This window comes from Sporosarcina siberiensis (assembly GCF_042681925.1).
Classification (GTDB): Bacteria; Bacillota; Bacilli; order Bacillales_A; family Planococcaceae; genus Sporosarcina; species Sporosarcina siberiensis.
Genome location: NZ_JBHUGI010000006.1, coordinates 117,768 through 142,806 on the forward strand (window position 1 = coordinate 117,768; position 25,039 = coordinate 142,806).

Here is a 25,039-nt window from a genome sequence, read left to right on the forward strand (position 1 = left end):
GAATAGATATTAACCGTTTATACTGAGTGTACTATTTCGGTTTGCTAAATATAAGGGGATGTCGTGATGCATACAGAGAAAAGCGGTGTCCTATGGGCAATTGGGGCGTATACTATTTGGGGGTTCCTACCAATATACTGGAAAAGTCTAGGACATGTTACGAGTAGTGAGATATTAGTAAGTCGAATTATTTGGGCGTTTGTGATGACGCTTTTACTTGTATTACTAATGAAGAATGGTCGTTATTTACTTGAAGATTTAAAAGCGTTATGGAGTTCAAAACGTGATTTTTGGTATCTTGTTTCTGCTTCGTTTCTTGTTTCAGGTAATTGGTTTTTATTTATTTGGTCTGTAAATCATGATCTTCTTGTTCAAACCAGTTTAGGTTACTATATAAATCCGTTGGTGTCTGTGTTATTAGGTGTTTTCTTCTTGAAGGAGAAACTATCTAGAGCACAACAACTTGCTTTTTTATTAGCTGCAGTAGGGGTAATGGTTTTAACAATCTCATACGGGAAGTTTCCGTGGATTGCATTCGTACTCGCCATCACTTTCGCCGTATACGGTCTTCTTAAAAAGCAAATCAAGCTGGATGCGCTCCGTGGAATGACAATTGAGACTCTTTTTATAACGCCGTTTGCACTGGGATTTTACATATGGCTATTTTGGAATAAACAGTCTGCATTTTTACACGTTGATCTAAAGACCGATATCTTACTCATTGTTACAGGTATTGCTACGGCTTTACCTTTAGTTATGTTTGCAAAAGGAGCGCAAAGAATACCTCTTTATATGATAGGTTTTCTGCAATATATTGCCCCAACAATGATGCTTTTTCTTGGCGTTATTATATATGGGGAGACGTTCGGTAAAATAGATTTCATATCTTTTGCATTCATATGGACTGCACTACTTGTATTTACAACATCTAAGGTTGTTGAAGCGATTAAAGCAAAGAAGAAGGTCCGTTTGAATTAAGACTGGCTTCATTTATTAAAATAAGTATTCATTCTGCGAAATGTACAGTTCAATGGAATGAGTTATACTAGTTTTGGTATTCGGTGAAACATTTAGGTGAGCATATACGTATAAAGTAATGTAAGGATTAAAAGGAGGAATACTCAATGACAATAAAACGATGGATAGCTATCATCGTAACAGCAGCACTTGTATTTGTATCAATAGGTGTAAACTCGTTATCGTTTTTATTTACAAGGGACTTTTCGAGTATGTTAGATGAATTTGCATCCACATCAATTTCGGGTTATAACGAAACGATTATTGAAGATGGAATCGGAAAAGACAAAATTGCAGTACTGAATTTGGATGGTGTCATTCAAGATACAGGAGGAGTGAACCCGCTATTTGGCGGAATGGGTTATAATCACCAATTTTTTATGAGTCAACTAACGGATATTGTTGAGGATGACACTATAAAAGGTGTGATTCTTCGTGTCAATTCCCCTGGTGGTGGAGTAGTGGAATCTGCTGATATTTACGATGGTTTACTTGCTATTCAAGAAGAAGGTATTCCGCTGTATGTTTCCATGGGAGGAATGGCTGCTTCGGGAGGATACTATGTTGCCGCACCAGCTGAAAAAATATTCGTTAATCGTGAGACAATTACGGGATCTATTGGAGTAATAATGGAAAGCATGGATTACTCAGGTCTGGCAGAAAAATACGGTATTCGTTTCAATACAATTAAAACAGGTCCATACAAAGATATAATGAGCGGAAATCGTGAAATGACAAAAGAAGAACGTGTGATGCTCGAAGAAATGATTAATGATTCATACCAACGTTTTGTTGACATCATTGTGGATGGTCGCGAAATGAGCGAAGCGGACGTTAAAAAGGTCGCAGATGGCCGTATTTTAAATGGTCGTCAAGCAATCGAAGCGGGTCTTGCGGATGATTATGGAAAAGCCGCTGATGTAATTGCTGCGATGAAAGTAGATTATGAACTTGAGGATGCTACTGTCTTTGAATATACGATGAATGAAAGTATTGTTTCCCTTTTCGGATTAAAAGCCAAGTCTATGTTTGGTGGTAATATGGAGTCTGAAATAATAGGGAAATTATTATCGAATCACAGTGCTCCAAGAATGATGTATTTATATGGTGATAAATAAGGAGGGGTACCTATGTCGGAATACAATGAACATCAGCTGAATCCGGCTGAAATGCCCATCGATTTGAATAAACCGTACAATCAATCGAGTGAAACCAATCAGTATCGGCCAAAAATAGCGGGATTTTGGATACGGTTTTGGGCGTATTCTATAGATGTGCTTGTAGTTTACGCACTCAGTGGTCTCTTTATTAAACCGGTTTTTAGAGCATTGGATGTTTCGGTGTCAAGTCCAATCTTTTTGTTTTTTAACACGTACAAAATAACGGCTCTATTATTATTTCTTGTTTACTTTTTATTAATGACAAAGTTTTTACATCAAACCGTTGGCAAAATGATTTTAGGAATTAAAGTAGTTCCTAAAGAAGGTGTGAAACTTATGTGGAGTACGGTCATTTTTAGAGAAGTATTTGGAAGATTTATTTCTAAAACTCTTTTATTTCCCTATTTACTCCCTATTTTCATGCCAAGAAAAGAAGCGCTTCATGATCTTTTTGCAGACACATACGTCATTCATGAGAATTCTTTTGATAAAGTTGGAAATATAAGTACTGGCCAGAAAGCCGGACAGTTGCATGAAGGGGCAGTAGTTTAGTAAGATTAGTATTGAAAGGGAGGCGTTTTTTAATGACTAAAGTTACATTTCATAACGATCCTGTTACATTGCTCGGTACACAAGTTACAGTAGGAGACACTGCACCAGATTTCTCTGTACTTGCGAATGATTTAAGTGAAGTTAAATTATCAGATTCAAAAGGTAAGGTACGTCTAATTAGTGTGGTACCTTCGATTGATACGGGTGTATGCTCAGCACAAACTCGGAAATTCAACGAAGAAGCAGCAGCACTTGGCGATGATGTTCAAATACTTACGGTTTCTGTTGATCTTCCATTTGCCCAGGCAAGATGGTGTGCGGCAGAAGGAATCGATGCCGTTCAAACAGTATCAGATCATCGCGACTTATCATTTGGTGAAGCTTTCGGAACGATTATTCAAGAACTTCGATTGCTTACACGTTCGGTTTTCGTAATTGATAAGGACGATAAAGTAACGTATGTTGAATATGTTTCTGAAGTAACGGACCATCCTGATTACGATAAAGCACTTTCAGCTGTAAAAGAATTAACTAAATAATAATGAAAACCCATTCGGAGACGAGTGGGTTTTGTTAATCGAGGGATGACAATGAAAACAAATATTGAAAATATATTTTCGTTTATAGATACATATACAGAATCCACTGAGGTTCTGTATTTGGAAGCAATTATTGAAGCTTGTGAACTTTGGTTATCGGGAAAACAAATACCAGAATTAAGCGGAGACGTCACGAAAGAAGAGATTCGCCGTGGTATTCAACTTGCGGTGTTAAAAGGCATGCAACAATCTGCGCAACCGCATCACCAAATGACTCCGGATTCAATCGGAATGCTACTAGGGCATATTGTAGAGAAGCTTACGAAGGACAAAGAAACATTTACGATATTTGATCCTGCTGTAGGTACAGGTAACTTACTTTATACAGTTATGAACGCGGTCGAGGGAGAAATCGTGGCGAGTGCTGTAGAAATCGATGAATTACTCGTCAGACTTTCTGCGGTTACTGGTGAATTATTGCAGCAGCCTGTATCCTTTCTCATTCAAGATGCACTCCGTCCACTACTAATTGATCCAGTAGATATCGCAATATGTGATTTACCAGTTGGATTCTATCCAGATGATGAAAACGGATTAAACTTTAAATTAATGCCGGCTACCGGACACGCATATGCTCATCATTTATTCATCGAACAAACGATGAATCATACAAAGCCGGGTGGTCATGCATTATTTATTGTTCCTGAGAATCTGTTTGACTCTGAACAATCGAAGAATTTACATCCGTTTTTAAAAGAACATTCTATTATCAGGGCGGTAATACAGTTACCGGAATCTTTATTTAAAAATGCTTCACATGCAAAAAGTATTTTGATTTTAAGAAAGCCTTTCCCAGAAATGAAAGCAACACCAGAAGTATTACTGGCAAAAGTTCCAAATATGAAAGACAAACATGCGATGGCATTATTCCTGCAAAAAATAGATATATGGGTAGCCGAATAATCAGTCTGCAAAAATTGTCCAAAAAAAGATTGGCCGACACCAGAACATATCTGGTGTCGGCCAATCTTTTGTATATTTCATGAAAATTATTCTTCAGGTGTACGGATTACTAGAACATCACATTTTGCAGATCGAACGATGTTCTCTGAAACGCTACCGATTAAGAAACGTTCTACTGCGTTTAAACCTGTTGCTCCACAAATGATTAAATCGATGTTCAGCTTCTTAGAGATGTCACGAGCGATCATAGTTTTAGGTGAACCATAATCTACAACAACATTTACTTTGCTAAGTCCAGTTGCCTCTGCTTCAACTTTGTATTTCCCTAGAAGCTCTTCTGCAAATTTCTGTGCACGTTCAGCAATCGAACGATCATACGCTTCAACAGCTGCGTAAGAGCGCGTGTCAATAATGTTTACAAGATTCAAAGTAGCATTATTTCGTGCTGCAATAGCTACTGATTTTTTAAATGCCCATTCGGATTCTTTTGAACCGTCAATTGCTACGAGAATTTGGTTGTATTGTAATGTCATGTGTATTCTCTCCATTCTTATTATTAGTTATATGTACTACTTCTATAAAAGCTATAAGTAATCCTTTAAATGAATAAAATATATTCACCATTATTGACAAAATTGTTACAAGAATTGAAAGAACAGGTAAATGATAATGGTTGGTTACTGTGTAGGAGTTTTACTATACTAAGAGATTCTTGTAAAACAAGCATATTTAGATTGTATCTGCTAAAATGGAATAGCATTGGTGACGACGATGTAAATTGTCTGAACCAACTAATTAATCGATTAACGGGAGGGTATATTATTATGCGTATTGGTGTTCCTAAAGAAATACTTAACAATGAAAATCGTGTAGCAATGACGCCAGCTGGAGCTTTCACTTTAAAATCATCTGGCCATGAAGTTTTCATTCAATCGGGTGCAGGACTAGGCTCAAGTTTCACGGATGATGAGTATATTGAAGCTGGTGCAGTAATCGTACAAACTGCTGAAGAAGCATGGAATACAGAAATGGTAATGAAAGTTAAAGAGCCGAAAGCTTCTGAATTTCAATATTTCCGTGAAGGGCAAATCATATTCACTTATTTCCACCTTGCTCCAGAAACGGACTTAACGAACGCTTTACTTGAAAAGAAAGTAACAGCAATTGCATACGAGACTGTTCAACTACCAAATAATACCCTTCCTCTTTTAGCACCAATGAGTGAAGTCGCAGGTCGTATGGCAACACAAATTGGAGCTCAATTCCTTCAGAAAACGAATGGTGGAAAAGGTATTCTTCTAGGTGGTATCCCTGGTGTATCTCGTGGTAAAGTTACAGTTATCGGTGGCGGAATGGCCGGAACAAATGCAGTACGTGTAGCAATTGGTATGGGTGCACATGTAACTGTAATTGATTTGTCGACAGATCGTTTGCGCCAATTAGAAGAGTTGTTCGGAAACGATGTTCAAACACTCGTTTCAAATCCATTTAATATTGCAGAAGCAGTAAGAGATGCTGATTTAGTTGTTGGAGCGGTTCTTATTCCTGGAGCGAGAGCACCAAAACTTGTTTCTGAAGAAATGGTAAAATCGATGAGACCAGGTTCAGTTCTAGTGGATATCGCAATTGACCAAGGTGGAATTTTCGAAACATCTGATCGTATCACAACACATGATGAGCCGACTTATGAGAAGCATGGTGTTGTTCATTACGCTGTTGCAAATATGCCAGGTGCAGTTCCGCGTACTGCAACAATGGGTCTTACAAATACTACTGTTCCTTATGCGCTGCAAATTGCAAACAGAGGCTTTAAACAAGCACTTCTAGGCAATCTTGCTCTCCAAAAAGGTCTTAACACTTACGATGGTCATGTTACTTATCAAGCTGTAGCTGAAGCTCAAGGCCTTGAGTATGTTACTGCGGAATCATTGTTAAATAGATAATTTAAATAGAGTCCATCCACGTGTTACTTGTGGATGGACTCTATTATTTATGGTTGAATTATTTGCAATTCTTTCGGGAACTTTGTAAGTACTTCTACACCATCAGAAGTTACTACTACATCATCCTCGATTCGGACTCCTGTAATTTCTGGATTGTAAATTCCTGGTTCGATTGTAAATACCATACCTTCTTTAAGAACAAATTCATTTGTTCCTGTAATCGAAGGATATTCATGTACTGAAATACCAAGTCCATGACCAAGACGGTGTGTAAAATACTCACCGAAGCCAGCATCAGTAATTACATCTCTAGCGACTTTATCAAGTTCACATGCTTTAACACCAGGTCGAACAAGTTCTATTGCGGCTTGCTCAGCGCGTCTAACAGTCTCATAAATTTCACGTTGGGCTTCGGTTGGTTCACCGAACGCAACAGTTCGTGTAATATCCGAGCAGTAGCCATTGTAAACAACTCCAAGGTCAAATAATATGAAGTCGCCTTTTTGGATTTTACGGTCACCAGGTGTTCCGTGAGGTGATGCCGTTTTGGGCCCAGAAAGTACCATTGTATCAAACGCCATTTTTTGAACGCCTTTTTTCTTTAACTCAAACTCAATTGCCATAAGTACTTCAAGTTCAGTTTTGCCTTCAGCAATTTCGCGGCAACCGATTTCAACTGCGTAATCAGCAAGTTCTGCTGCTTTACGCAGATGAACAAGTTCAGACTCATCTTTAATTACCCGCATATTGTTTAGTTGTTCATCGATCCTAGAGAATGAAGCCTCTGGAAAGAGCTCGTTCATACGTTCCAATCGTTCGACAGTTAAATGTGACTTTTCAACTGCAATTGAAGTTGGGGCAGATCCGCGAGTGTTGACGGCATTAACAAGGATGTCCCAAGCGTCATCTGTATCGGCATGTCCAACTGCTTCAAACTTCCAGCCCGCTGCTTTTACGTCCGGAACTTCCATTAAAGGACAGAGAATAAACGGTTCCGCATCTTTTAATAACATTACACCAAGAAGACGTTCATGTGGATCGCTACTAAACCCAGTCAAGTAAAAAACATTGTCGGGTGTTGTGATAAATGCAGCATCTAGATTTTCATTTCGTAAAAAGTTTTGGATTACTTCAACCTTATTCAAATTATTACCCCTCTCTTTTACTAATTACATTATAGCAGAAAAGAGGGTTTTTCGTATAAAGAGCGAAAATTGTAAGTTATGAATGAAAACTTTAGGAGGAAAATAATATGCATATTTCGTATCACGGCCATTCAATAGTAAAAATAAAGACGGGGAATCATATGATCTTAATAGATCCATTTATTAAAGGAAATAAGTTAACAGATCTTATTGTTGAAAATGAAAAACCGGATATCATTTTATTAACTCATGGGCATAATGACCATGTGGGAGACACGGTAGAATTAGCAAAAGCAAACGACGCACTTGTCATTGCACCAAACGAACTGGCTGTGTATTTAGGTTGGCAAGGTTTAAGAACACACGGTATGAATTTAGGAGGTTCGAAAGAGTTTGAATTTGGAACCGTAAAATTTACGCAAGCCTTCCACAGTTCTTCTTATACAACAGATGATAATGAAATAATCTATACGGGAATGCCAGCAGGAATTCTTTTCACGGCTGAAGGAAAAACAATCTATCATGCAGGCGATACTGCGATTTTTGGAGATATGGAGATGATTGGAAGACAACATTCGATTGATGTAGCTTTTCTTCCTATCGGAGATAATTTTACGATGGGGCCAGAAGATGCAGCACAAGCAGTTAAACTTATAAATCCTAAGCTTACAATCCCGGTCCATTTCAATACATTTCCTCCAATTGAACAAGATCCACAAGTATTTAAAGAACTTGTCACGGATCATGAAGTGAAGATAATGGAGGCAGGAGATTCGTTCGAGATATAAGATAATGGTCTAGGGGGAACGAAACATCTCTAGACCGTTATTTTTGAGTATTTATGGTAGAATAGATATAGGTTATGATAAGGAAAAGGTGAAGAGATGGCTACCAAGCATGAACTTATACTTCGGTATATAAAAGGGCTTTCTGTTGGAGAGAAAATATCCGTACGACAGGTTGCGCGTGCTCTTTCAGTGAGCGAAGGAACGGCTTATCGTGCAATAAAAGAAGCTGAAAACAGGAAGCTTGTAAACACGATTGAACGTGTAGGAACAATTCGAATTGAAAAGAAAAAAAGAGATAATATTGAACAGCTGACTTTTGCCGAAGTGTTGAATATTGTTGACGGACAAGTCCTTGGTGGAAGAGATGGCTTGTATAAAACCTTGACGAAGTTTGTAATAGGTGCAATGCAATTGGACGATATGATGCGTTACATAGATGCTGGAAATCTTTTAATTGTAGGGAACCGTTTGAAAGCTCATGAAACTGCATTATTAGCTGGTGCGGCTGTACTTGTCACGGGTGGTTTTGACGCGTCCGATGAAGCAAAAAAGATTGCAGACGAGCTTGAACTCCCAATTATCTCCACAAGCTATGACACGTTTACTGTAGCGACAATGTTAAATCGAGCAATTTTTGACCAATTGATTGAGAAAAAGATTTTACTTGCAGAAGATATTTTGACACCGTTTTCTGAAACGATTGTTATGCAGTCAACCGATCATGTGAGTGACTTCAATAGGGTGAATAAAGAATCCCAACACTCAGGCTATCCTGTTATCGAAAAATCCGGAAAGTTAATTGGTATTGTTACGTCCCGTGATGTTATTGGAAGGTCTGATGATGAACAAATTCGGAAAGTAATGACTCGGAATCCTATAACAGTTACCGAAAAAACAAGTGTAGCTTCTGCTGGCCATAGTATGATTTGGGAAGGTTTGGACTTAATACCTGTCATTACGGAAAAAGGCACGCTCGCTGGAATTATTAGTAGACAAGATGTTTTGAAAGCTTTCCAAATGGCACAACGACAACCTCAACAGGGTGAAACAAATGATGATATTGTGAAAAACCAAATGGAGATTGTTTCGGATGACCCATATGCGATTCAATTTATTGTTGTTCCCCAGCTGACAAATGAACTCGGTTCTTTATCATATGGCGCAATGACAACTTTATTAACGGATGCTGGAAATCGAGCAATCAAACTTCATAAACGTGGTGAAAGTGTACCTGAAAATATGACTTTATACTTTATAAAACATGTCCAATTGGGTAGTGTAGTTCGAGTTGAACCAAGAATTTTACATATGAGTCGTCGTCTTGTCAAAGTAGACTTTGACATTTTAAGCGAAGGAGAACTTATTGCAAAGGCAATGGTAATGTATCAACTATTTGAACGTTAGAAATAGTGGAGAAAAAGAAAAACTGATGCATGTAATATGCATCAGTTTTGATTCAGTTCAGCTTCTTCGACAACAAAACGATTATAGTGTTTATATCTGCGGTAATTATTAACGGATACATATAAGCCTAGTGGTATAAAAACTGCGGCGATTATATACCTTGTAATTCCAACGTCCAAAGTAAACTGATTCAATCCGAAAGAAATCAGCAACACTCCAAGTGAAGCGCCTGCCATTCCTGCGTACATCTTTTTACGGATCGGGAGCATATAGGTTGTACGAAATTGTCTCGTCTTGAAATAAAGATAAAAGACTGCTGAAACGATAATGAAAAACACAAAAATTAAATTAAACATAAAAGCCCTCCATTGATTACATAACTTCCTTCATTGTAGAGGCTTTTGTGGTAGATTGCGACTAGAATATATTGAGGTATGGGGGAATTTGAGTATGAAAAGACAAATCATTGACACAATTGAAAAATACAACAAAATAATAATCCTTCGACACGTACGACCGGATCCGGATGCATATGGTTCACAAATTGGATTGAAAGAGCTTATTTTAGAGAACTATCCAACGAAAGAGGTTTATGCTGCTGGTGAGCATGAAGAATCCTTATCATATCTTGCAAGGCTAGATTCTGTTGAACGCTCACACTATAAGGATGCATTGGTTATTATTACGGACACTGGAAATACAGAACGGATTGATGGTGAGTATTATATGGATAGTGCTTTCATTATGAAAATAGATCATCATCCAGACGTGGATCCTTATGGAGATTTAAGTTGGGTGGACACGACTGCGAGCTCGACTTCAGAAATGATAACGGCCCTTTTCAAAGAAGGCCAGAAAACAAATGATTGGAAAATGACGGATAATGCAGCGCGGCTCTTATTTGCTGGAATTGTTGGAGACACAGGTCGATTCATGTTTCCAAGTGCAACAGAGCGAACGTTTGAATTGGCGAGCGAGCTTATTAAATATGATTTTAATCGAGCCGAATTATTTGCGGGTATGTACGAAGTAGATCGAAAGCTCCTTCATTTACAAGGTCATATATATCAAAACTTCGAAATGGATGATAATGGTGCTGCATTTATAAAGCTAGACAGTGAAACATTAGCTAGGTTTAATGTGACAGCTTCTGAAACATCACAACTTGTAGGCTCACTTGGAGACGTTAAGGGGATTTGTGCCTGGCTGATATTTATTGAAGAAGAGGATCAGATTCGAGTTCGATTACGTTCTAAAGGACCTGTTATTAACACACTGGCCGCAGAATATGGTGGAGGTGGTCATCCACTTGCTTCAGGTGCATCTGTTCACTCATGGGAAGAGGCAGATGAAGTAATAAGTAAGCTAAAAGGGGTTTGTAAGAAATAAATCGGGCGGAGGGAAATTGATGACACTTGTCTATCCGCAACTAGTTACGGGTGCAGATCTTTTGCGTGGAATAATAAAACTAAATCATCTAGCCCCTCTTCTGAAAAGGAGAGGGGCTCGTGCTGCTGCTATCGTGAATTCGAAATTATATGGTGTCCGTTCATTCTGTCTTACAATGAAGAAATACGATATTCATCCAGTAATTGGATTATCTGCATTTATTGATATTGGGGATGGAAAAGCCGTATTATCTTATATTTATGCAAAAGATGATGAAGGGTATCGGAACTTGTTGAAGATTAGCAGTGCGATTTCTATTGGAGAATCAGAAATGATTCCACTCCACTGGCTTAATGCCTATAGTTCCGGCTGTATTTTTATCCTTCCGATGACAGATCCATCTTGGGATGAATTTAGGAGTGAAGAAACGTTCCGTCGATTAGTAAGCGGTATCGACGAGAAAGCCGTTTTCATAGGAATAGCAAGAACAAGCGGTCTAAAGCATATCGATGAGCAACAAATCGAACAGATAGCTAGTACTCTAAATATTCATGTCGTGGCCGTTTATGAGGCGCGATTCATTGAACCTAAAGATTCATTTAATTACAAAGTTGCTGAAGCAATACGTTTAGGAACTAAGCTTAATGATCCTAAGGAAAATAAGAGCTTGTACGAAAATGCATATCTTCCTGAGGAACAAGAGTTAAATGAATGGTTTGTTGATAAAAATGAATGGCTTTCAAATATGTCGAGTGTACTTTTATCATGTACGGCAGAGTTCCCACCGGGTGAGACACTTATGCCGGTCTTCCCAGTCCCTGAAGGTGAAAGTACAGTCGCTTTACTGCAAAAGAATTGTCTGAGCGGTTTAACGAATCGAATGGGCGAATTGGATGCAACTTATGAAAAACGGCTTAAATATGAGCTGTCGGTAATTGAAGAAATGGGTTTTACCGATTATTTTTTAATTGTTGAAGATTTCATGCGTTTTGCATCTGAAAACGGGATTTTAACGGGTCCAGGACGGGGTTCTTCGGCAGGTTCTTTGGTCGCTTACGCCCTCAGGATAACAGATGTGGATCCTATTCGATACGGACTTATATTTGAACGCTTTCTTAATCCAGGACGTATAACTCTTCCGGATATTGACATTGACTTTGCGGATAATCGGCGCGAAGAAGTAATTCAATATGTTGCAAATAAATATGGAAAAAATTACGTTGCACAAATCATAACCTTTGGAACCCTATCTGCTCGTGCTGTTGCTCGAAATGTTGCTCGTGTTTTTGGGTTTTCTAATGAAGAGATGTCGTTTCTTTCAAAAGCAATTGCAAATACTAATGAAAGTGCGTTTAGAGATGCTGTTGAAAAGTCTAGGGAGCTCCGCGACTGGATAGCGCTGGATCCAATTCGAAGTCAATGGTTTGAGGCTGCACATTCACTTGAGGGGTTACCACGCAATGCTTCGACACATGCTGCGGGTGTTATATTATCTCCTAAACCACTTGTTGAAACAGTTCCACTTCAAAGTGGTAGTAATGGAATATTTCTGACTCAATGGCCCATGAATGATGTAGAAGAACAAGGACTGCTGAAAATGGACTTTTTAGGTCTTCGAAATTTAACATTACTTGAACGTATTCGGACGATGATTTCATTTGATAAAGGCGTTAAAATTGAATTTGAAAAAATACCTCTTGATGATGAAAAGACATTTGAGGTTTTTAGAAATGGCGATACAATAGGAATCTTTCAGTTTGAATCGAGCGGAATGCGAGCTGCGCTCAAGTTGATACAGCCTACTCGTTTTGAAGATGTATTTGCAATCAATGCATTATACCGACCAGGTCCGATGGATAATATACCTATATATAATAAAAGAAAAAATGGTGTTGAGAAAATTACATACATTCATCCATTACTCGGCGCTGTTTTGGAAGAAACATATGGCGTAATTGTTTATCAAGAACAAATTATGCAAATTGCTGTAGAAATAGCTGGTTTTTCAATGGCGGAGGCAGATCTTTTAAGGCGTGCGATTAGTAAAAAGAAACGTGATATTTTAAATGAGGAACGAATTCATTTCACGAAAAGTGCTGTGAATAAGGGGTTGTCTGAAAAAGAAGCGAATGATATTTACGACTTAATCGTAAAGTTCGCAGATTATGGGTTTCCAAAAAGTCATGCGGTTGCCTACTCTTTAATTTCTTATCGTCTTGCTTATTTAAAAGCTCATGAACCTGCTTACTTTTATGCGGCTCTTATTTCATCGATTTCCGGAAATGACGAGAAAGTAATCGATTTGATTCAAGAAGCTAAGAATCATGGTATTGAATTTCTTGCGCCATCGATTAAAAGGAGTAAATATAAATATACCGTCCAAAATTCTTCAATTCGTATTGGATTAGGCTCTATTAAAGGGATAACACCATCTTTTTATCAAGAATTGAATGAAGCCCGGAAAGCAGGGCACAAATGGAATTCGATGTTCGATTTCGCCGTTTCACTCGGGGGAGATTTGTTTACTGAAAAAGTAATTAGCTCACTTATAAAGGCTGGGGCACTGGACGAATTTAATAAAACTCGCTCAATCCTTCTCGCCTCAATAGATGCCGCAATTTCTCATGCACGTTTTATACGTCCGGGTGATGCTGACGACTTACTATCAGGAGTCATGCACTCTGTTGCAAGTCCTAAATATTCACCAGGAGGCATTATGCCAAGGATGATGTTGCTTGAATATGAAAAAGAAGTACTTGGTTTTTATTTGTCAGAGCATCCTGCTGCAGAAGTTAAAAAAACAATTGGGGAAAACTACAATGATGTTTCATCCCTTTCTGAAATGAAAGACCGGGATACTGTAACGATTATCGGCTTAATATCAGAAATCAAACGCATCCGTACTAAAAAAGGTGAATCTATGGCTTTCGTTTCCATTCAAGACGACACCGGAACAATTTCTTGTACGGTATTTCCAAAAGAGTATGCGACATCAAATAAATTACTTGTAGAAATGAAAATGATTTCTTTGCAAGGAGTAATAGAGACTAAAAGAGGGCCGGTGCAAATCCTCACCCAAAGAATTAAAGATGTATAGCGGTGGATACGATTATAATATATAGAATTATTTAAATTAGCTATCACTTTACGAAGCGTCTTAATTTCTGTATGCTTAAATACAGAAGTGGTCAGACCACTTTTCGGTACTACTAATTCTAGAGGGGTTTATGTATGGAAAATGTAAAGCCGTCATCGAAAATGTTTCTTGATATCGTTGGAGAGCTTAAGGTGCTTATATCAGAAGAGGGTATTAAAGCTGGCGACCGACTTCCATCAGAACGTGATCTAGCGGAACGTCTGCAAGTAGGGAGATCGACTATTAGAGAAGCTCTTCGAAGTCTTGAACTGCTCGGCTTGATTGAAACGCGGCGTGGGGATGGAACATTTCTAACTGATTTCCGTAAACATAAGCTGGTGGATGTATTAGCAGAATTCATTATGCAGCAACCAGATTCCATAAATGATGTGATTAAAAATCGAAGAATACATGAGGTTGCAGCTATTCAAACGGTTTGTAATGCCGTGAACCTTAGGGAATTACCTGTATGGGAAAGTTTACTCTATAAAATTGTAGAGGATGGAGAAGTGCTGCGCGAAGACGTTATACGCGAAATGATTGTAGCGACTGGAAATAGATTATCCTTAAGAATTTGGTTTTTATTGAAACAATACAGTAAAGTACCATTTGATAGAATGACATGTCTAGTAGAAAATGGACTTGTCTCGGAATTGCTTCAATCTATTTCTACTGGGAACGAGCAAGCGGCACTAGAGGCCTATACAAAATGGATTGAACTAGTTGAGGACGAAAGTGAGGGAACCTTTAAATGATTCGTGATATTTTCATGAAAAACAAGAAAAATAAAACGACTAAAATACCTTCTAATAATGGGAAACATGATGTTCCTGAAGGAATTATGACTAAATGTCCGGAGTGTAAAAACATTATCTTGACGAAGGAATTAGTGAAAGAGTTAAAAGTTTGCCCCAAATGTGATCATCATCTCCGGATGACAGCGGTCGAAAGAGCTGATCATCTTTTTGATGTAGGAACCTTCAAATCAATGGATGATCATCTTAAAACAGAAAATCCACTAAATTTTCCTGCCTATACAGAAAAAGTTGAATCAGACGCAAAGAAAACAGGGTTAAATGAAGCAGTCCTAACAGGTATTGGTGAAATTGATGGTCATAAAATTGCAATAGCAATTATGGATTCTCATTTTCGTATGGGATCGATGGGATCGGTTGTTGGAGAAAAAATAACACGTGCGATTGAAAAAGCAACAGAACTTAAGATTCCAGTCATTATATTTACTGCTAGTGGTGGTGCTCGCATGCAAGAAGGTGTTTTGTCACTCATGCAAATGGCGAAAACTAGTGTTGCGCTGAATCGTCATTCTGAAAACAAATTAATATACATTTCTGTCATGACATATCCTACAACGGGTGGTGTCTCTGCAAGCTTTGCTTCTGTTGGTGACATTAATATTGCAGAACCTAAAGCGCTTATCGGATTTGCGGGCAGACGAGTGATTGAACAAACGGTTAGGGAGAAATTACCTGAAGATTTTCAAACTGCAGAGTTTCTTCTTGAACACGGACAATTAGATGCAGTCGTTCACCGGAAAGAAATGAAGGAAACATTATCTAAAATTCTTAGACTTCATTTGAAAGGAGCCAGCAAAAATGAGTAAAACACTTTCATTTGAAGAACCAGTTGTTCGTCTTAGAGAAAAAATTAATGAGCTTGAGGAATTCACTTCGAGTTCGACTGTTGATTTGTCCGAAGAAATCATTACATTAAAAGATCGATTAAAAAAACTGGAAATCGATATTTATAGTAATATGGAGCCATGGGACCGCGTTCAAGTTGCAAGGCATCCTGAGCGTCCAACAACATTAGATTATATTACAGAGTTGTTTGAGGATTTCATTCAATTGCACGGAGATCGAAATTATGGGGACGATGCTGCGATTGTGGGCGGTATTGCATCCTTTGAAAATACACCAATAACTGTTATTGGGCACCAACGTGGAAAAGACACAAAAGAAAACGTGAAAAGAAACTTTGGTATGCCACACCCTGAAGGGTATCGAAAAGCTTTAAGATTGATGAAACAGGCAGAGAAGTTTGGAAGGCCAATCATTTGTTTTATTGATACAAAAGGTGCGTATCCAGGAAAGGCTGCGGAAGAACGCGGACAAAGTGAAGCGATTGCCCGGAATTTAGTTGAAATGGCCGGCTTGACTGTTCCTGTTATTTCTATTGTTATTGGTGAAGGTGGAAGCGGTGGTGCACTTGCTTTAGGAGTTGCCAATCATATCCATATGCTTGAACACTCTACATACTCAGTTATTTCTCCTGAAGGTGCAGCGTCAATTTTGTGGAAAGATCCAAGTTTATCAAAACAAGCTGCTGAAGCGATGCGAATTACAGCCCCTCATCTAAAAGAAATGGGTATTATCGATAAAATTATTCCCGAAGTACTCGGTGGTGCTCACCGTGATTCAAACAAACAAGCTGGATTTATTGGGGAAGCATTAAGAGAATCTCTGTTAGAATTAACGAAGTTATCGAGTGATCAACTTGTTGAGAATCGTTATGATAAGTTTCGTGCGATGGGTGTATTTACAGAGTAGTTAAGAATTAGAATCACAATGGATAAATGAGGTGATTTGACTTGAAAAAAATTGCTGTTTTAACGAGTGGCGGTGACGCACCTGGTATGAATGCTGCTGTACGTGCAGTTGTTCGTAAAGCGATTTATGAAGGACTAGATGTAGCGGGAGTCTTAAACGGTTACCAAGGTTTAATCGAGGGAAAAATCGAACTTTTACAACTGGGTTCGGTAGGCGATATTATACAGCGCGGTGGAACAATACTGAGATCTGCCCGATCACCTGAATTTCGAACGCTTGAAGGCCGCCAAAAAGCAGTAGAGCAAATCAAGCTACATGGAATTGAAGGGCTCGTTGTTATTGGTGGAGATGGTTCATTTATGGGGGCGCTAGAACTTACACTGCTAGGAATACCGTGTGTTTGCGTACCCGCGACAATTGACAACGATATTAATGGTACGGAGTTTACAATCGGTTTTGATACAGCACTGAATACAGTTATTGAAGCGATTGATAAAATAAGAGATACAGCAACATCTCATGAACGAACATTTATAGTTGAAGTAATGGGCCGCAATGCCGGCGATTTAGCGCTTTGGGCAGGACTTGCTGGTGGTGCTGAAACAATATTAATACCCGAAGAAAAGTTTGACTCTACTGATCTCATCAAACGACTAAAGAGTGGGACGGGCCGTGGGAAGAAACATAGTATTATTGTTGTTGCAGAAGGGGTTATGTCAGCGAATGAACTTGCTGATATTCTAAAAAAAGAAGCCAATATTGAAACGAGAGTATCCGTATTAGGACATATTCAACGTGGTGGCTCGCCTTCTGCGCGTGATCGTGTAATTGCAAGTCAATACGGTGCAAGAGCTGTTGAAGTCCTTATGGAGGGCCGTAGCGGGGTTGCAGTTGGCATGAGGGACCATCTTGTAATAGACTATGATTTGCAAGATGTTTTTAAAGGCTTGCATGAGTTGGATATGTCTATGTATACATTATCAAAAGAATTATCAATATAACTTAAAAAAGAGGCGATACTATGAGGAAAACAAAGATTGTATGTACGATAGGTCCAGCAAGTGAATCAGTAGAAATGTTAGAACAGTTAATAGATGCAGGAATGAACGTTGCACGATTGAATTTCTCCCATGGTAATCATGCAGAGCATAAAATTCGTATAGATCGAATAAAAGAAGTTTCTAAACGCAAAGATAAAGTGGTTGGTATTTTACTGGATACAAAAGGTCCAGAAATACGTACACATTCGATGAAAGATGGTCAATTGAATCTTGAAACGGGTCAACATATTAATATATCAATGACAGAAGTTCTTGGGGATGTAAATACGTTCTCAGTTACTTATGAAAAATTAATTGAAGATGTTGATAAAGGTTCAGTTATTCTACTAGATGATGGATTAATTCAATTAGAAGTAACGGGCAAAGATATAGCTCAAGGACTTATCCATACACTTATTGTCAATTCAGGTGCATTGAGCAATAACAAAGGTGTAAACGTTCCTGGAGCAACAGTTCAACTTCCTGGAATGACGGAGAAAGATGCAGAAGATATTCTTTTTGGAATAAAAGAAGAAGTGGATTTCATCGCAGCTTCTTTTGTTAGGCGTGCTTCAGATGTTATGGAAATACGTAGTCTTTTGGAAAATAACGGTGGGGGACATCTGCATATTATTCCTAAAATCGAAAACCAAGAGGGTGTCGACAATCTTGATGAAATACTAGTGGTTTCAGATGGATTAATGGTTGCTCGAGGAGATTTAGGTGTAGAAATACCACCCGAAGAAGTTCCACTTGTTCAGAAAGAAATGATTAAGAAATGTAACCAAGCAGGTAAGCCAGTAATTACTGCAACACAAATGCTGGATTCAATGCAACGTAATCCTAGACCAACACGTGCGGAAGCGAGTGATGTTGCGAATGCAATCCTAGATGGCTCTGATGCGATAATGTTATCAGGAGAAACTGCGGCAGGATTATATCCCGTAGAATCGGTTCTAACAATGCACCGGATTGCACGAACAACAGAAGATGCAATTGACTATCGTACCGTTGTGTCAACTCGTCGTCGAGAGAAACAAGGGAATATGACAGAGGCGATTGGACAAGCAGCAGCTTATACAGCGATAAACTTGAATGTGAAAGCAATCTTAGCGCCTACACAAAGTGGACATACCGCAAAAATGATTGCGAAATATCGCCCTGGATGTCCGATTATTGCTTTAACCTCATCAGACGAGAATTCAAGGAAGCTTTCACTGTTCTGGGGTATTTATCCCATTGTTGGACAAAAGGTAACCTCAATTGATGCGATTTTAGAAGAATCAATTGAAGAAAGTATTAAACATCAATACATTAGTCACGGAGATATCGTAATTATTACAGCAGGCGTTCCAGTTGGCGAAGCGGGAACAACAAACCTTATGAAGATTCATGTTGTTGGAGACCTTCTTGCGCGTGGTCAAGGAATTGGGAAAACCGTAGCATTCGGACGAGTGATTGTAGCAAACAATGCTGCTGAAGCTTTAAAACATGATATGCAAGGAGCAATTCTAGTTACGAACGGATCTGATCGCGATATGATGCCAGCTATTGAAAAATGTGCTGGACTTATTACAGAAGAAGGCGGTTTAACAAGTCATGGAGCCATCGTTGGTCTGAGTCTTGGTATTCCGGTAATTGTTGGAGTTGAAAATGCCACGAAGACAATCGCACATGGAAGTGAAATCACCATGGATGCTGAATCAGGTGTAATCTATTACGGCCATGCAAGCGTTCTTTAAGAAAACCGAGCTGCTTCCGAAAATATCGGTAAGCAGCTTTTTTAGGAGGTAATTATTTGAGATGGTTAATTTTATTATTCGTATTGGTACCAACAGCTGAGTTAGCTATACTTATTTACTCGGGCAATACAATTGGTATACTCCCTACGCTCATCATTATTCTGATCACGGGTATTGGTGGAGCTTATCTTGCAAGAAAACAAGGATTGAAGGCGTGGAGTGAAATTAGATTACGTATGTCAACAATGGAAACGCCGGGAGATGCACTTATTGATGGTGTTTGTATATTTATAGGGGGCTTATTCCTTCTTATTCCGGGATTTTTAACGGATATATTCGGTTTTCTCTTATTGTTTAGTGGGCCTAGAAATATGATTAGACCTTTTATTCATAAATGGATATACAAGAAAATGAAAAACAATCAAATTCTTATGATGTGAAAAGTGCGTGGTTTTTAGCCTTCATTGCGGCAAAAAGTAGAAAAGGTGTTAAGAAAATACCAACAACACCAAACAAATAAATGGTACATGCCATTATAAAAAATGCGTGTACAGGCTTTAATTGAAATGTAGATGCGTACATGTAAGACTCGGCTATTTGACGTGTTATAAGAGTTAATATATAGAGCAGGATTAGTGAGATTCCGATGAAAAGATTTTCAGTGTATATAAAGTAGATCGCCATTGGGATCAGAAAGAGTCCAACACCAAAAAAAGGAAGACTATCTACTAGAGAAATTAGAAAAGCGGTTCCAATTGGTGAATTGAAGCGTAAAAACACAAGACCGAAAGACAAAATGAAAAATGTTATTAAAATTAAACGTACTTCTACGAATACAAATGTACTTATTAGATGAGCAGCTTCTTTAAGCATGTTTCTGGCCGATTTTCTCATCTTGGTTGGGAAATAGACCAGAAACCAGAATCTGTCCTTTCCTGTTTCACGTAATGCAAAAAAGTAAGCGACAAGAAATATAAACAAACTGAATAGATGCTGGAATACGGTCTGAATAAGAGCAAGTAGATACTCTAAAATCGCTTGCCCAAATTGAACAATTTTACTTTCTAAAAAAGTTAGAGTTTGTCCAATAATATCGGTGTTTTGGGTAAAAGGTGTTAAGTGATGTTCAACGGCGGGTATCATATTGAAAATACCCTGTAATGCAATATACGTAAATGTACTGGTTAAAAGGGTGAGCAGTAGCATCACAAGAAAAGTTGCAATTGTCAAAGGAAGTTTGAGGACAGAACGGACTGCCGTTAAAATAGGTGCAGTAAAATAAGCTAGTATAACTGCCAAAGCTGCTGGCGGAACTGCAAATATGAGTAATGCTGTAAATAGTACGGGCAACCATTTAATGAGTAAAGCATTGATTGTCCTTTGTTTTTCGGTTTTTAAAGACAAATTCCACACTTCCTTTCTAGCGTATTCCAAGAAATAAATGCATTTGTATTCACAAATAGGACACTATTGACTATAATGAAAACTGTAGGCGTTTTTAAACTATATAAATCACAAGCAGATAGACCGTTTTTCTGCATTTTTTTATGAGAATAACGGTTACGCTAAAAGAAGGAGCGATTTACATGACATCATCTAAAGGTTTAGAAGGAATTGTAGCAACGCAGTCCGCCATCAGTTCTATCATTGATGACACACTTACATACGTAGGCTATGATATTGACGATCTTGCGTACAATGCCAGTTTTGAAGAAGTAGTATATCTTTTATGGCACAAAAAACTACCTAACAAAGAAGAACTAACACAGTTGAAAAAACAACTTGCTGATAATATGTCACTTCCGCAAGAAGTACTTAATCATTTTAAAACGTACCCAATAAATGAAGTTCACCCAATGGCTGCTCTACGTACTGCTGTATCTCTTCTCGGATTATACGATAAGGATGCTGAAGTTATGTCCGATGAGTCAAATTATGAAAAGGCAATTAGTCTTCAAGCAAAAATTGCTACACTCGTTACTGCATTTGCTCGAATTCGTAAAGGACAAGAGCCAGTTGCTCCTAAGTCAGAACTTGGTTATGCTGAAAACTTCCTTTACATGTTGTCAGGTAAATTACCAGAAGCTATTGAAATCGAAGCTTTCGATAAAGCGCTTGTACTTCATGCAGATCACGAACTAAATGCATCGACATTCACTGCACGTGTATGTGTTGCAACACTTTCAGATATGTATTCAGGTGTTACAGCGGCAATCGGAGCATTGAAAGGTCCTCTTCATGGTGGGGCAAACGAGCAAGTAATGAAAATGCTAATGGAAATAGGTTCTGAAGATAAAGCAGAAGCATATATTCTTGAAAAACTTGCAAATAAAGAAAAAATTATGGGCTTTGGTCACCGTGTTTATCGTTTAGGAGACCCACGTGCGAAGCACCTACGTGATATGTCTAAACAATTAACAACATTGAGCGGAGAAGAAAAGTGGTATAATATCTCACTTAAAGTTGAAGAAGTATTCACAGCTGAAAAGAATCTTCCACCGAATGTGGATTTCTATTCGGCATCTGTTTATCATTCACTCGGCATTGATCATGATCTTTTCACGCCGATTTTTGCAGTTTCACGTATATCAGGATGGATTGCACATATTCTTGAGCAATATGAGAACAATAGATTGATCCGTCCACGTGCAGAATATAATGGACCTGGAATGCAAAAGTATATTCCTATCGAAGAACGATAAAAAAAGAATTTAAAAAATTAAGGGGGCAGCATATTTATTATGTTAGCCCTATGAATATGGGAGGAATTATTAATGACTAACGGTGAAAAAATTACAGTAACAAATGGTGTTTTGAATGTTCCAGATCATGCAATCATCCCTTTTATTATAGGAGACGGTACAGGTCCGGATATTTGGAATGCAGCATCACGTGTTCTTGAATCAGCAGTTGAAAAAGCATATGATGGTAAAAAAGGACTTGTATGGAAAGAAGTTCTTGCAGGAGAAAAAGCATTCAACGAGACTGGCGAATGGCTTCCACAAGCAACTCTAGATACAATTGATGAGTATTTAATTGCTATCAAAGGTCCACTTACAACACCGATTGGTGGAGGTTTCCGTTCATTGAACGTAGCTCTTCGTCAAGAATTAGATTTATACACTTGTTTACGTCCAGTTCGTTACTTTGAAGGTGTTCCTTCACCGGTTAAACGTCCTGAGGATTGTGACATGGTAATCTTCCGTGAAAACACAGAAGATATTTACGCAGGAATTGAATATGAAAACGGTACTGCTGATGCAAAGAAGTTAATTGACTTCCTTCAAAATGAAATGGGCGTTAAAAACATTCGTTTCCCTGAGACATCAGGAATCGGTATTAAGCCAATTTCAGAAGATGGTACAAAGCGTCTTGTTCGTTCAGCGCTAGAGTACATTATTAAAGAAGGCCGTAAATCATTAACACTCGTTCATAAAGGAAACATCATGAAGTTTACAGAAGGTGCTTTCAAAAACTGGGGCTATGAAGTTGCTGAACAAGAATTCGGCGATAAAGTATTCACATGGAACCAGTACGATAAAATTAAAGAAGAAGAAGGCACTGAAGCTGCGAATAAAGCACAATCAGATGCTGAAGCAGCAGGAAAAATCATCGTTAAGGATTCCATTGCTGATATCTTCTTGCAACAAATATTGACACGTCCTAAAGAGTTTGATGTTGTAGCAACAATGAACTTAAATGGAGATTATATTTCAGATGCACTTGCTGCACAAGTTGGTGGAATTGGAATCGCACCTGGTGCGAACATAAACTACATTAGTGGACATGCAATTTTCGAAGCAACACATGGTACAGCTCCTAAATATGCAGGTTTAGATGTTGTTAATCCTTCATCACTATTGCTGTCAGGTGTTTTAATGCTTAATCACCTAGGATGGACAGAAGCTGGTAAGATGATTGAGGATTCAATTGAAAAAACAATCGCATCTAAAGTAGTTACGTATGATTTTGCACGTCTAATGGATGGCGCAAAAGAAGTTAAGACTTCTGAATTTGCTGATGAATTAATCAAAAATCTGTAATTCTTAAATAAATAAAGAAGAGGGACCCCCGTAAATAGAAAGGGGTCCTCTCTTTCATATTTGAAGAGAAAATGGAGGGTTTTAAATGACAATGCAACGTAAAAAAGTCTCAGTAATCGGTTCCGGTTTCACTGGTGCAACTACAGCGTTCTTATTAGCCCAAAAAGAACTTTGTGACATAGTCCTTGTCGATATTCCACAAATGGAAAACCCGACAAAAGGAAAAGCATTAGATATGCTTGAAGCTGGACCAGTCCTTGGTTTTGATGCAAACATCATTGGTACTTCAAACTATGCAGATACAAAGGATTCAGATATCGTGATTATTACTGCGGGCATTGCACGTAAACCAGGCATGAGCCGCGATGACCTTGTTCAAACAAATCAAAAGGTCATGAAAATTGTTACAGGTGAAATTGTCAAGTATTCTCCTGAGACAATAATAATTGTATTAACAAACCCTGTTGATGCCATGTCCTACACGGTTTATAAGGAATCTGGATTCCCTAAAGAGCGAGTAATAGGTCAATCTGGTGTACTTGATACGGCGCGTTTCAGAACATTTATTTCACAAGAGTTAAACCTATCTGTAAAAGATATAACAGGTTTTGTACTTGGAGGTCATGGCGACGACATGGTTCCTTTAGTGCGTTACTCATATGCCGGTGGAATTCCGCTGGAAACATTGATATCACCTGAACGCTTGGAAGAAATTGTTGATCGTACTCGTAAGGGTGGGGCAGAAATTGTCAATCTCCTTGGGAATGGATCAGCTTATTATGCACCTGCAGCATCGTTGGTTGAAATGGCTGAGGCGATTTTGAAAGATCAGAAACGAGTTCTTCCTTCAATTGCTTATCTTGAAGGTGAATATGGATTAGATGGTATTTATATTGGTGTACCAACTGTTCTTGGCGCAAGTGGAATTGAAAAAATAATTGAACTTGATTTAACAGATGTAGAAAAAACAGCACTTTCAAAGTCAGCGGATTCAGTAAAAGCTGTAATGAAAATTCTCGTATAAAAAATGGAGTAGCGATTGCTGCTCTATTTTTAAAATTAATTATATTAGTATAAAGTATAGACTACGCTAGATTAAACCAATTATTACTAATAGAAATGAGGTAATAAAATGATTCTAGGTAAGAAAAGACGTCCGGGTAGAAAAATAGAGGATATATCTATTGGTGAGAAATTAGTACTCACTGAAAAAATAGAAGACAAGGATTTACTTCTTTATCTAGGCTTAACAAATGACTCCAATCCACTTTATATTCAACATGATTTTGCATCGCAGACTACTTATGAAAAGCCTATTGTACCAACAATTATGCTTACGGGAATCATAACTTCTGCAACTTCAAAATATTTACCAGGCCCTGGTTCACATGTTGTTGAGCAGCATCTTATATTCCCACTTCCTGTATTTCATTATTCAACAATAGAGTTTCTCTTAGAGGTCATTGAAGTTAAGTTAGATGTAAATCAAATCGTTGTAAAGGTCGAGGCAACTAATGAGGAAAAAGAAATTGTGATAACGGGTACGATTACGGTTATTCCACCGAAGGTATTAGATCTGCTCACTTCTCAGACGATGGATAATTTTTAACA

General features: G+C 38.2%; 24 protein-coding genes. 20 read left to right on the plus strand and 4 right to left on the minus strand.

Translation table 11 applies throughout. From position 1 onward, the window contains the following. Positions 1-66 precede the first annotated feature (66 nt). The 5 genes from rarD (at position 67) to ACFSFY_RS03555 (ending at position 4,231) form a co-directional block, all read left to right on the plus strand. Entirely contained in the window at positions 67-978 is a 912-nt protein-coding gene (rarD, locus tag ACFSFY_RS03535; protein ID WP_381535787.1) for an EamA family transporter RarD, read from the plus strand. Between the two features lie 146 nt (positions 979-1,124). Beyond that, positions 1,125-2,135 carry a signal peptide peptidase SppA gene (gene sppA, locus ACFSFY_RS03540; RefSeq protein WP_381535788.1) on the plus strand — a complete coding sequence of 337 codons (1,011 nt, stop codon included), beginning with the start codon at positions 1,125-1,127 and terminating at the stop codon, positions 2,133-2,135. A gap of 12 nt (positions 2,136-2,147) precedes the next feature. Next, a complete protein-coding gene (locus ACFSFY_RS03545) occupies positions 2,148-2,729 on the plus strand; it encodes an RDD family protein (protein WP_381535789.1) in 582 nt (193 codons plus the stop codon). A 32-nt stretch (positions 2,730-2,761) separates the two neighbouring features. Further along, positions 2,762-3,268: a thiol peroxidase gene (tpx, locus tag ACFSFY_RS03550; RefSeq protein ID WP_381535790.1), complete on the plus strand. Its 507-nt coding sequence runs from the start codon at positions 2,762-2,764 to the stop codon at positions 3,266-3,268. Positions 3,269-3,319: 51 nt separating this feature from the next. After that, positions 3,320-4,231 carry a class I SAM-dependent methyltransferase gene (locus ACFSFY_RS03555; RefSeq protein ID WP_381535791.1) on the plus strand — a complete coding sequence of 304 codons (912 nt, stop codon included), beginning with the start codon at positions 3,320-3,322 and terminating at the stop codon, positions 4,229-4,231. Positions 4,232-4,317: 86 nt separating this feature from the next. Here ACFSFY_RS03555 and ACFSFY_RS03560 read toward each other — a convergent pair whose 3' ends face one another. Further along, complete coding sequence (locus tag ACFSFY_RS03560; protein ID WP_381535792.1) at positions 4,318-4,764, minus strand: universal stress protein; 447 nt, start codon at positions 4,762-4,764, stop codon at positions 4,318-4,320. Positions 4,765-5,055: 291 nt separating this feature from the next. Here ACFSFY_RS03560 and ald point away from each other — a divergent pair, with 291 nt between their 5' ends. After that, on the plus strand, positions 5,056-6,174 hold the full coding sequence (gene ald, locus ACFSFY_RS03565; protein ID WP_381535793.1) for an alanine dehydrogenase: 1,119 nt from the start codon (positions 5,056-5,058) through the stop codon (positions 6,172-6,174). Between the two features lie 47 nt (positions 6,175-6,221). Here ald and ACFSFY_RS03570 read toward each other — a convergent pair whose 3' ends face one another. Continuing rightward, positions 6,222-7,319 (minus strand): M24 family metallopeptidase, encoded by a 1,098-nt coding sequence (locus ACFSFY_RS03570; RefSeq protein ID WP_381535794.1) that lies wholly within the window; start codon positions 7,317-7,319, stop codon positions 6,222-6,224. Positions 7,320-7,426: 107 nt separating this feature from the next. Here ACFSFY_RS03570 and ACFSFY_RS03575 point away from each other — a divergent pair, with 107 nt between their 5' ends. Both ACFSFY_RS03575 and ACFSFY_RS03580 read left to right on the plus strand, forming a co-directional pair. Then, the gene (locus ACFSFY_RS03575; protein ID WP_381535795.1) at positions 7,427-8,107 is read left to right on the plus strand and encodes a metal-dependent hydrolase; all 681 of its coding nucleotides are present in this window, start codon (positions 7,427-7,429) and stop codon (positions 8,105-8,107) included. Positions 8,108-8,203: 96 nt separating this feature from the next. Then, positions 8,204-9,511 carry a DRTGG domain-containing protein gene (locus tag ACFSFY_RS03580; RefSeq protein ID WP_381535796.1) on the plus strand — a complete coding sequence of 436 codons (1,308 nt, stop codon included), beginning with the start codon at positions 8,204-8,206 and terminating at the stop codon, positions 9,509-9,511. A gap of 41 nt (positions 9,512-9,552) precedes the next feature. On the opposite strand, the gene ACFSFY_RS03585 is transcribed toward ACFSFY_RS03580, so the two are convergent. Further along, positions 9,553-9,867, minus strand: a complete 315-nt coding sequence (locus tag ACFSFY_RS03585; RefSeq protein WP_381535797.1) for a YtpI family protein — start codon at positions 9,865-9,867, stop codon at positions 9,553-9,555. 94 nt (positions 9,868-9,961) lie between these two features. Here ACFSFY_RS03585 and ACFSFY_RS03590 point away from each other — a divergent pair, with 94 nt between their 5' ends. From ACFSFY_RS03590 to ACFSFY_RS03625, 8 genes are all read left to right on the plus strand, one after another. Continuing rightward, positions 9,962-10,900 (plus strand): DHH family phosphoesterase, encoded by a 939-nt coding sequence (locus tag ACFSFY_RS03590; RefSeq protein ID WP_381535798.1) that lies wholly within the window; start codon positions 9,962-9,964, stop codon positions 10,898-10,900. 19 nt (positions 10,901-10,919) lie between these two features. Further along, on the plus strand, positions 10,920-13,997 hold the full coding sequence (locus ACFSFY_RS03595) for a DNA polymerase III subunit alpha (RefSeq protein WP_381535799.1): 3,078 nt from the start codon (positions 10,920-10,922) through the stop codon (positions 13,995-13,997). A 134-nt stretch (positions 13,998-14,131) separates the two neighbouring features. Then, positions 14,132-14,791 carry a FadR/GntR family transcriptional regulator gene (locus tag ACFSFY_RS03600; protein WP_381535800.1) on the plus strand — a complete coding sequence of 220 codons (660 nt, stop codon included), beginning with the start codon at positions 14,132-14,134 and terminating at the stop codon, positions 14,789-14,791. After that, positions 14,788-15,657: an acetyl-CoA carboxylase, carboxyltransferase subunit beta gene (gene accD / locus ACFSFY_RS03605; RefSeq protein ID WP_381535801.1), complete on the plus strand. Its 870-nt coding sequence runs from the start codon at positions 14,788-14,790 to the stop codon at positions 15,655-15,657. Before ACFSFY_RS03600 ends, accD begins: the two co-directional genes overlap by 4 nt. Next, on the plus strand, positions 15,650-16,603 hold the full coding sequence (accA, locus tag ACFSFY_RS03610; protein WP_381535802.1) for an acetyl-CoA carboxylase carboxyl transferase subunit alpha: 954 nt from the start codon (positions 15,650-15,652) through the stop codon (positions 16,601-16,603). The genes accD and accA overlap by 8 nt, the downstream gene beginning before the upstream one ends. 41 nt (positions 16,604-16,644) lie before the next feature. After that, the gene (gene pfkA, locus ACFSFY_RS03615; protein ID WP_381535803.1) at positions 16,645-17,604 is read left to right on the plus strand and encodes a 6-phosphofructokinase; all 960 of its coding nucleotides are present in this window, start codon (positions 16,645-16,647) and stop codon (positions 17,602-17,604) included. Positions 17,605-17,624: 20 nt separating this feature from the next. Beyond that, positions 17,625-19,385 (plus strand): pyruvate kinase, encoded by a 1,761-nt coding sequence (pyk, locus tag ACFSFY_RS03620; RefSeq protein ID WP_381535804.1) that lies wholly within the window; start codon positions 17,625-17,627, stop codon positions 19,383-19,385. 56 nt (positions 19,386-19,441) lie between these two features. Further along, on the plus strand, positions 19,442-19,825 hold the full coding sequence (locus ACFSFY_RS03625) for an FxsA family protein (RefSeq protein ID WP_381535805.1): 384 nt from the start codon (positions 19,442-19,444) through the stop codon (positions 19,823-19,825). On the opposite strand, the gene ACFSFY_RS03630 is transcribed toward ACFSFY_RS03625, so the two are convergent. Then, positions 19,815-20,789, minus strand: a complete 975-nt coding sequence (locus ACFSFY_RS03630) for an AI-2E family transporter (RefSeq protein ID WP_381535806.1) — start codon at positions 20,787-20,789, stop codon at positions 19,815-19,817. The genes ACFSFY_RS03625 and ACFSFY_RS03630 overlap by 11 nt on opposite strands. Positions 20,790-20,971: 182 nt before the next feature. On the opposite strand from ACFSFY_RS03630, the gene citZ reads away from it, so the two are divergent. From citZ to ACFSFY_RS03650, 4 genes are all read left to right on the plus strand, one after another. Further along, positions 20,972-22,087 carry a citrate synthase gene (citZ, locus tag ACFSFY_RS03635; protein ID WP_381535807.1) on the plus strand — a complete coding sequence of 372 codons (1,116 nt, stop codon included), beginning with the start codon at positions 20,972-20,974 and terminating at the stop codon, positions 22,085-22,087. Between the two features lie 72 nt (positions 22,088-22,159). Further along, complete coding sequence (gene icd / locus ACFSFY_RS03640; protein WP_381535808.1) at positions 22,160-23,428, plus strand: NADP-dependent isocitrate dehydrogenase; 1,269 nt, start codon at positions 22,160-22,162, stop codon at positions 23,426-23,428. An 85-nt stretch (positions 23,429-23,513) separates the two neighbouring features. After that, positions 23,514-24,452, plus strand: a complete 939-nt coding sequence (gene mdh / locus ACFSFY_RS03645; RefSeq protein ID WP_381535809.1) for a malate dehydrogenase — start codon at positions 23,514-23,516, stop codon at positions 24,450-24,452. A 108-nt stretch (positions 24,453-24,560) separates the two neighbouring features. Then, complete coding sequence (locus tag ACFSFY_RS03650) at positions 24,561-25,037, plus strand: MaoC family dehydratase (RefSeq protein ID WP_381535810.1); 477 nt, start codon at positions 24,561-24,563, stop codon at positions 25,035-25,037. The last annotated feature ends 2 nt before the right edge of the window (positions 25,038-25,039 follow it).

Coding starts and splice junctions, on each gene's coding strand:
- rarD (WP_381535787.1), top strand. CDS start 67: ATGCATACAGAGAAAAGCGGTGTCCTATGGGCAATTGGGGCGTATACT.
- sppA (WP_381535788.1), top strand. CDS start 1,125: ATGACAATAAAACGATGGATAGCTATCATCGTAACAGCAGCACTTGTA.
- ACFSFY_RS03545 (WP_381535789.1), top strand. CDS start 2,148: ATGTCGGAATACAATGAACATCAGCTGAATCCGGCTGAAATGCCCATC.
- tpx (WP_381535790.1), top strand. CDS start 2,762: ATGACTAAAGTTACATTTCATAACGATCCTGTTACATTGCTCGGTACA.
- ACFSFY_RS03555 (WP_381535791.1), top strand. CDS start 3,320: ATGAAAACAAATATTGAAAATATATTTTCGTTTATAGATACATATACA.
- ACFSFY_RS03560 (WP_381535792.1), bottom strand. CDS start 4,764: ATGACATTACAATACAACCAAATTCTCGTAGCAATTGACGGTTCAAAA.
- ald (WP_381535793.1), top strand. CDS start 5,056: ATGCGTATTGGTGTTCCTAAAGAAATACTTAACAATGAAAATCGTGTA.
- ACFSFY_RS03575 (WP_381535795.1), top strand. CDS start 7,427: ATGCATATTTCGTATCACGGCCATTCAATAGTAAAAATAAAGACGGGG.
- ACFSFY_RS03580 (WP_381535796.1), top strand. CDS start 8,204: ATGGCTACCAAGCATGAACTTATACTTCGGTATATAAAAGGGCTTTCT.
- ACFSFY_RS03585 (WP_381535797.1), bottom strand. CDS start 9,867: ATGTTTAATTTAATTTTTGTGTTTTTCATTATCGTTTCAGCAGTCTTT.
- ACFSFY_RS03590 (WP_381535798.1), top strand. CDS start 9,962: ATGAAAAGACAAATCATTGACACAATTGAAAAATACAACAAAATAATA.
- ACFSFY_RS03595 (WP_381535799.1), top strand. CDS start 10,920: ATGACACTTGTCTATCCGCAACTAGTTACGGGTGCAGATCTTTTGCGT.
- ACFSFY_RS03600 (WP_381535800.1), top strand. CDS start 14,132: ATGGAAAATGTAAAGCCGTCATCGAAAATGTTTCTTGATATCGTTGGA.
- accD (WP_381535801.1), top strand. CDS start 14,788: ATGATTCGTGATATTTTCATGAAAAACAAGAAAAATAAAACGACTAAA.
- accA (WP_381535802.1), top strand. CDS start 15,650: ATGAGTAAAACACTTTCATTTGAAGAACCAGTTGTTCGTCTTAGAGAA.
- pyk (WP_381535804.1), top strand. CDS start 17,625: ATGAGGAAAACAAAGATTGTATGTACGATAGGTCCAGCAAGTGAATCA.
- citZ (WP_381535807.1), top strand. CDS start 20,972: ATGACATCATCTAAAGGTTTAGAAGGAATTGTAGCAACGCAGTCCGCC.
- icd (WP_381535808.1), top strand. CDS start 22,160: ATGACTAACGGTGAAAAAATTACAGTAACAAATGGTGTTTTGAATGTT.
- mdh (WP_381535809.1), top strand. CDS start 23,514: ATGACAATGCAACGTAAAAAAGTCTCAGTAATCGGTTCCGGTTTCACT.
- ACFSFY_RS03650 (WP_381535810.1), top strand. CDS start 24,561: ATGATTCTAGGTAAGAAAAGACGTCCGGGTAGAAAAATAGAGGATATA.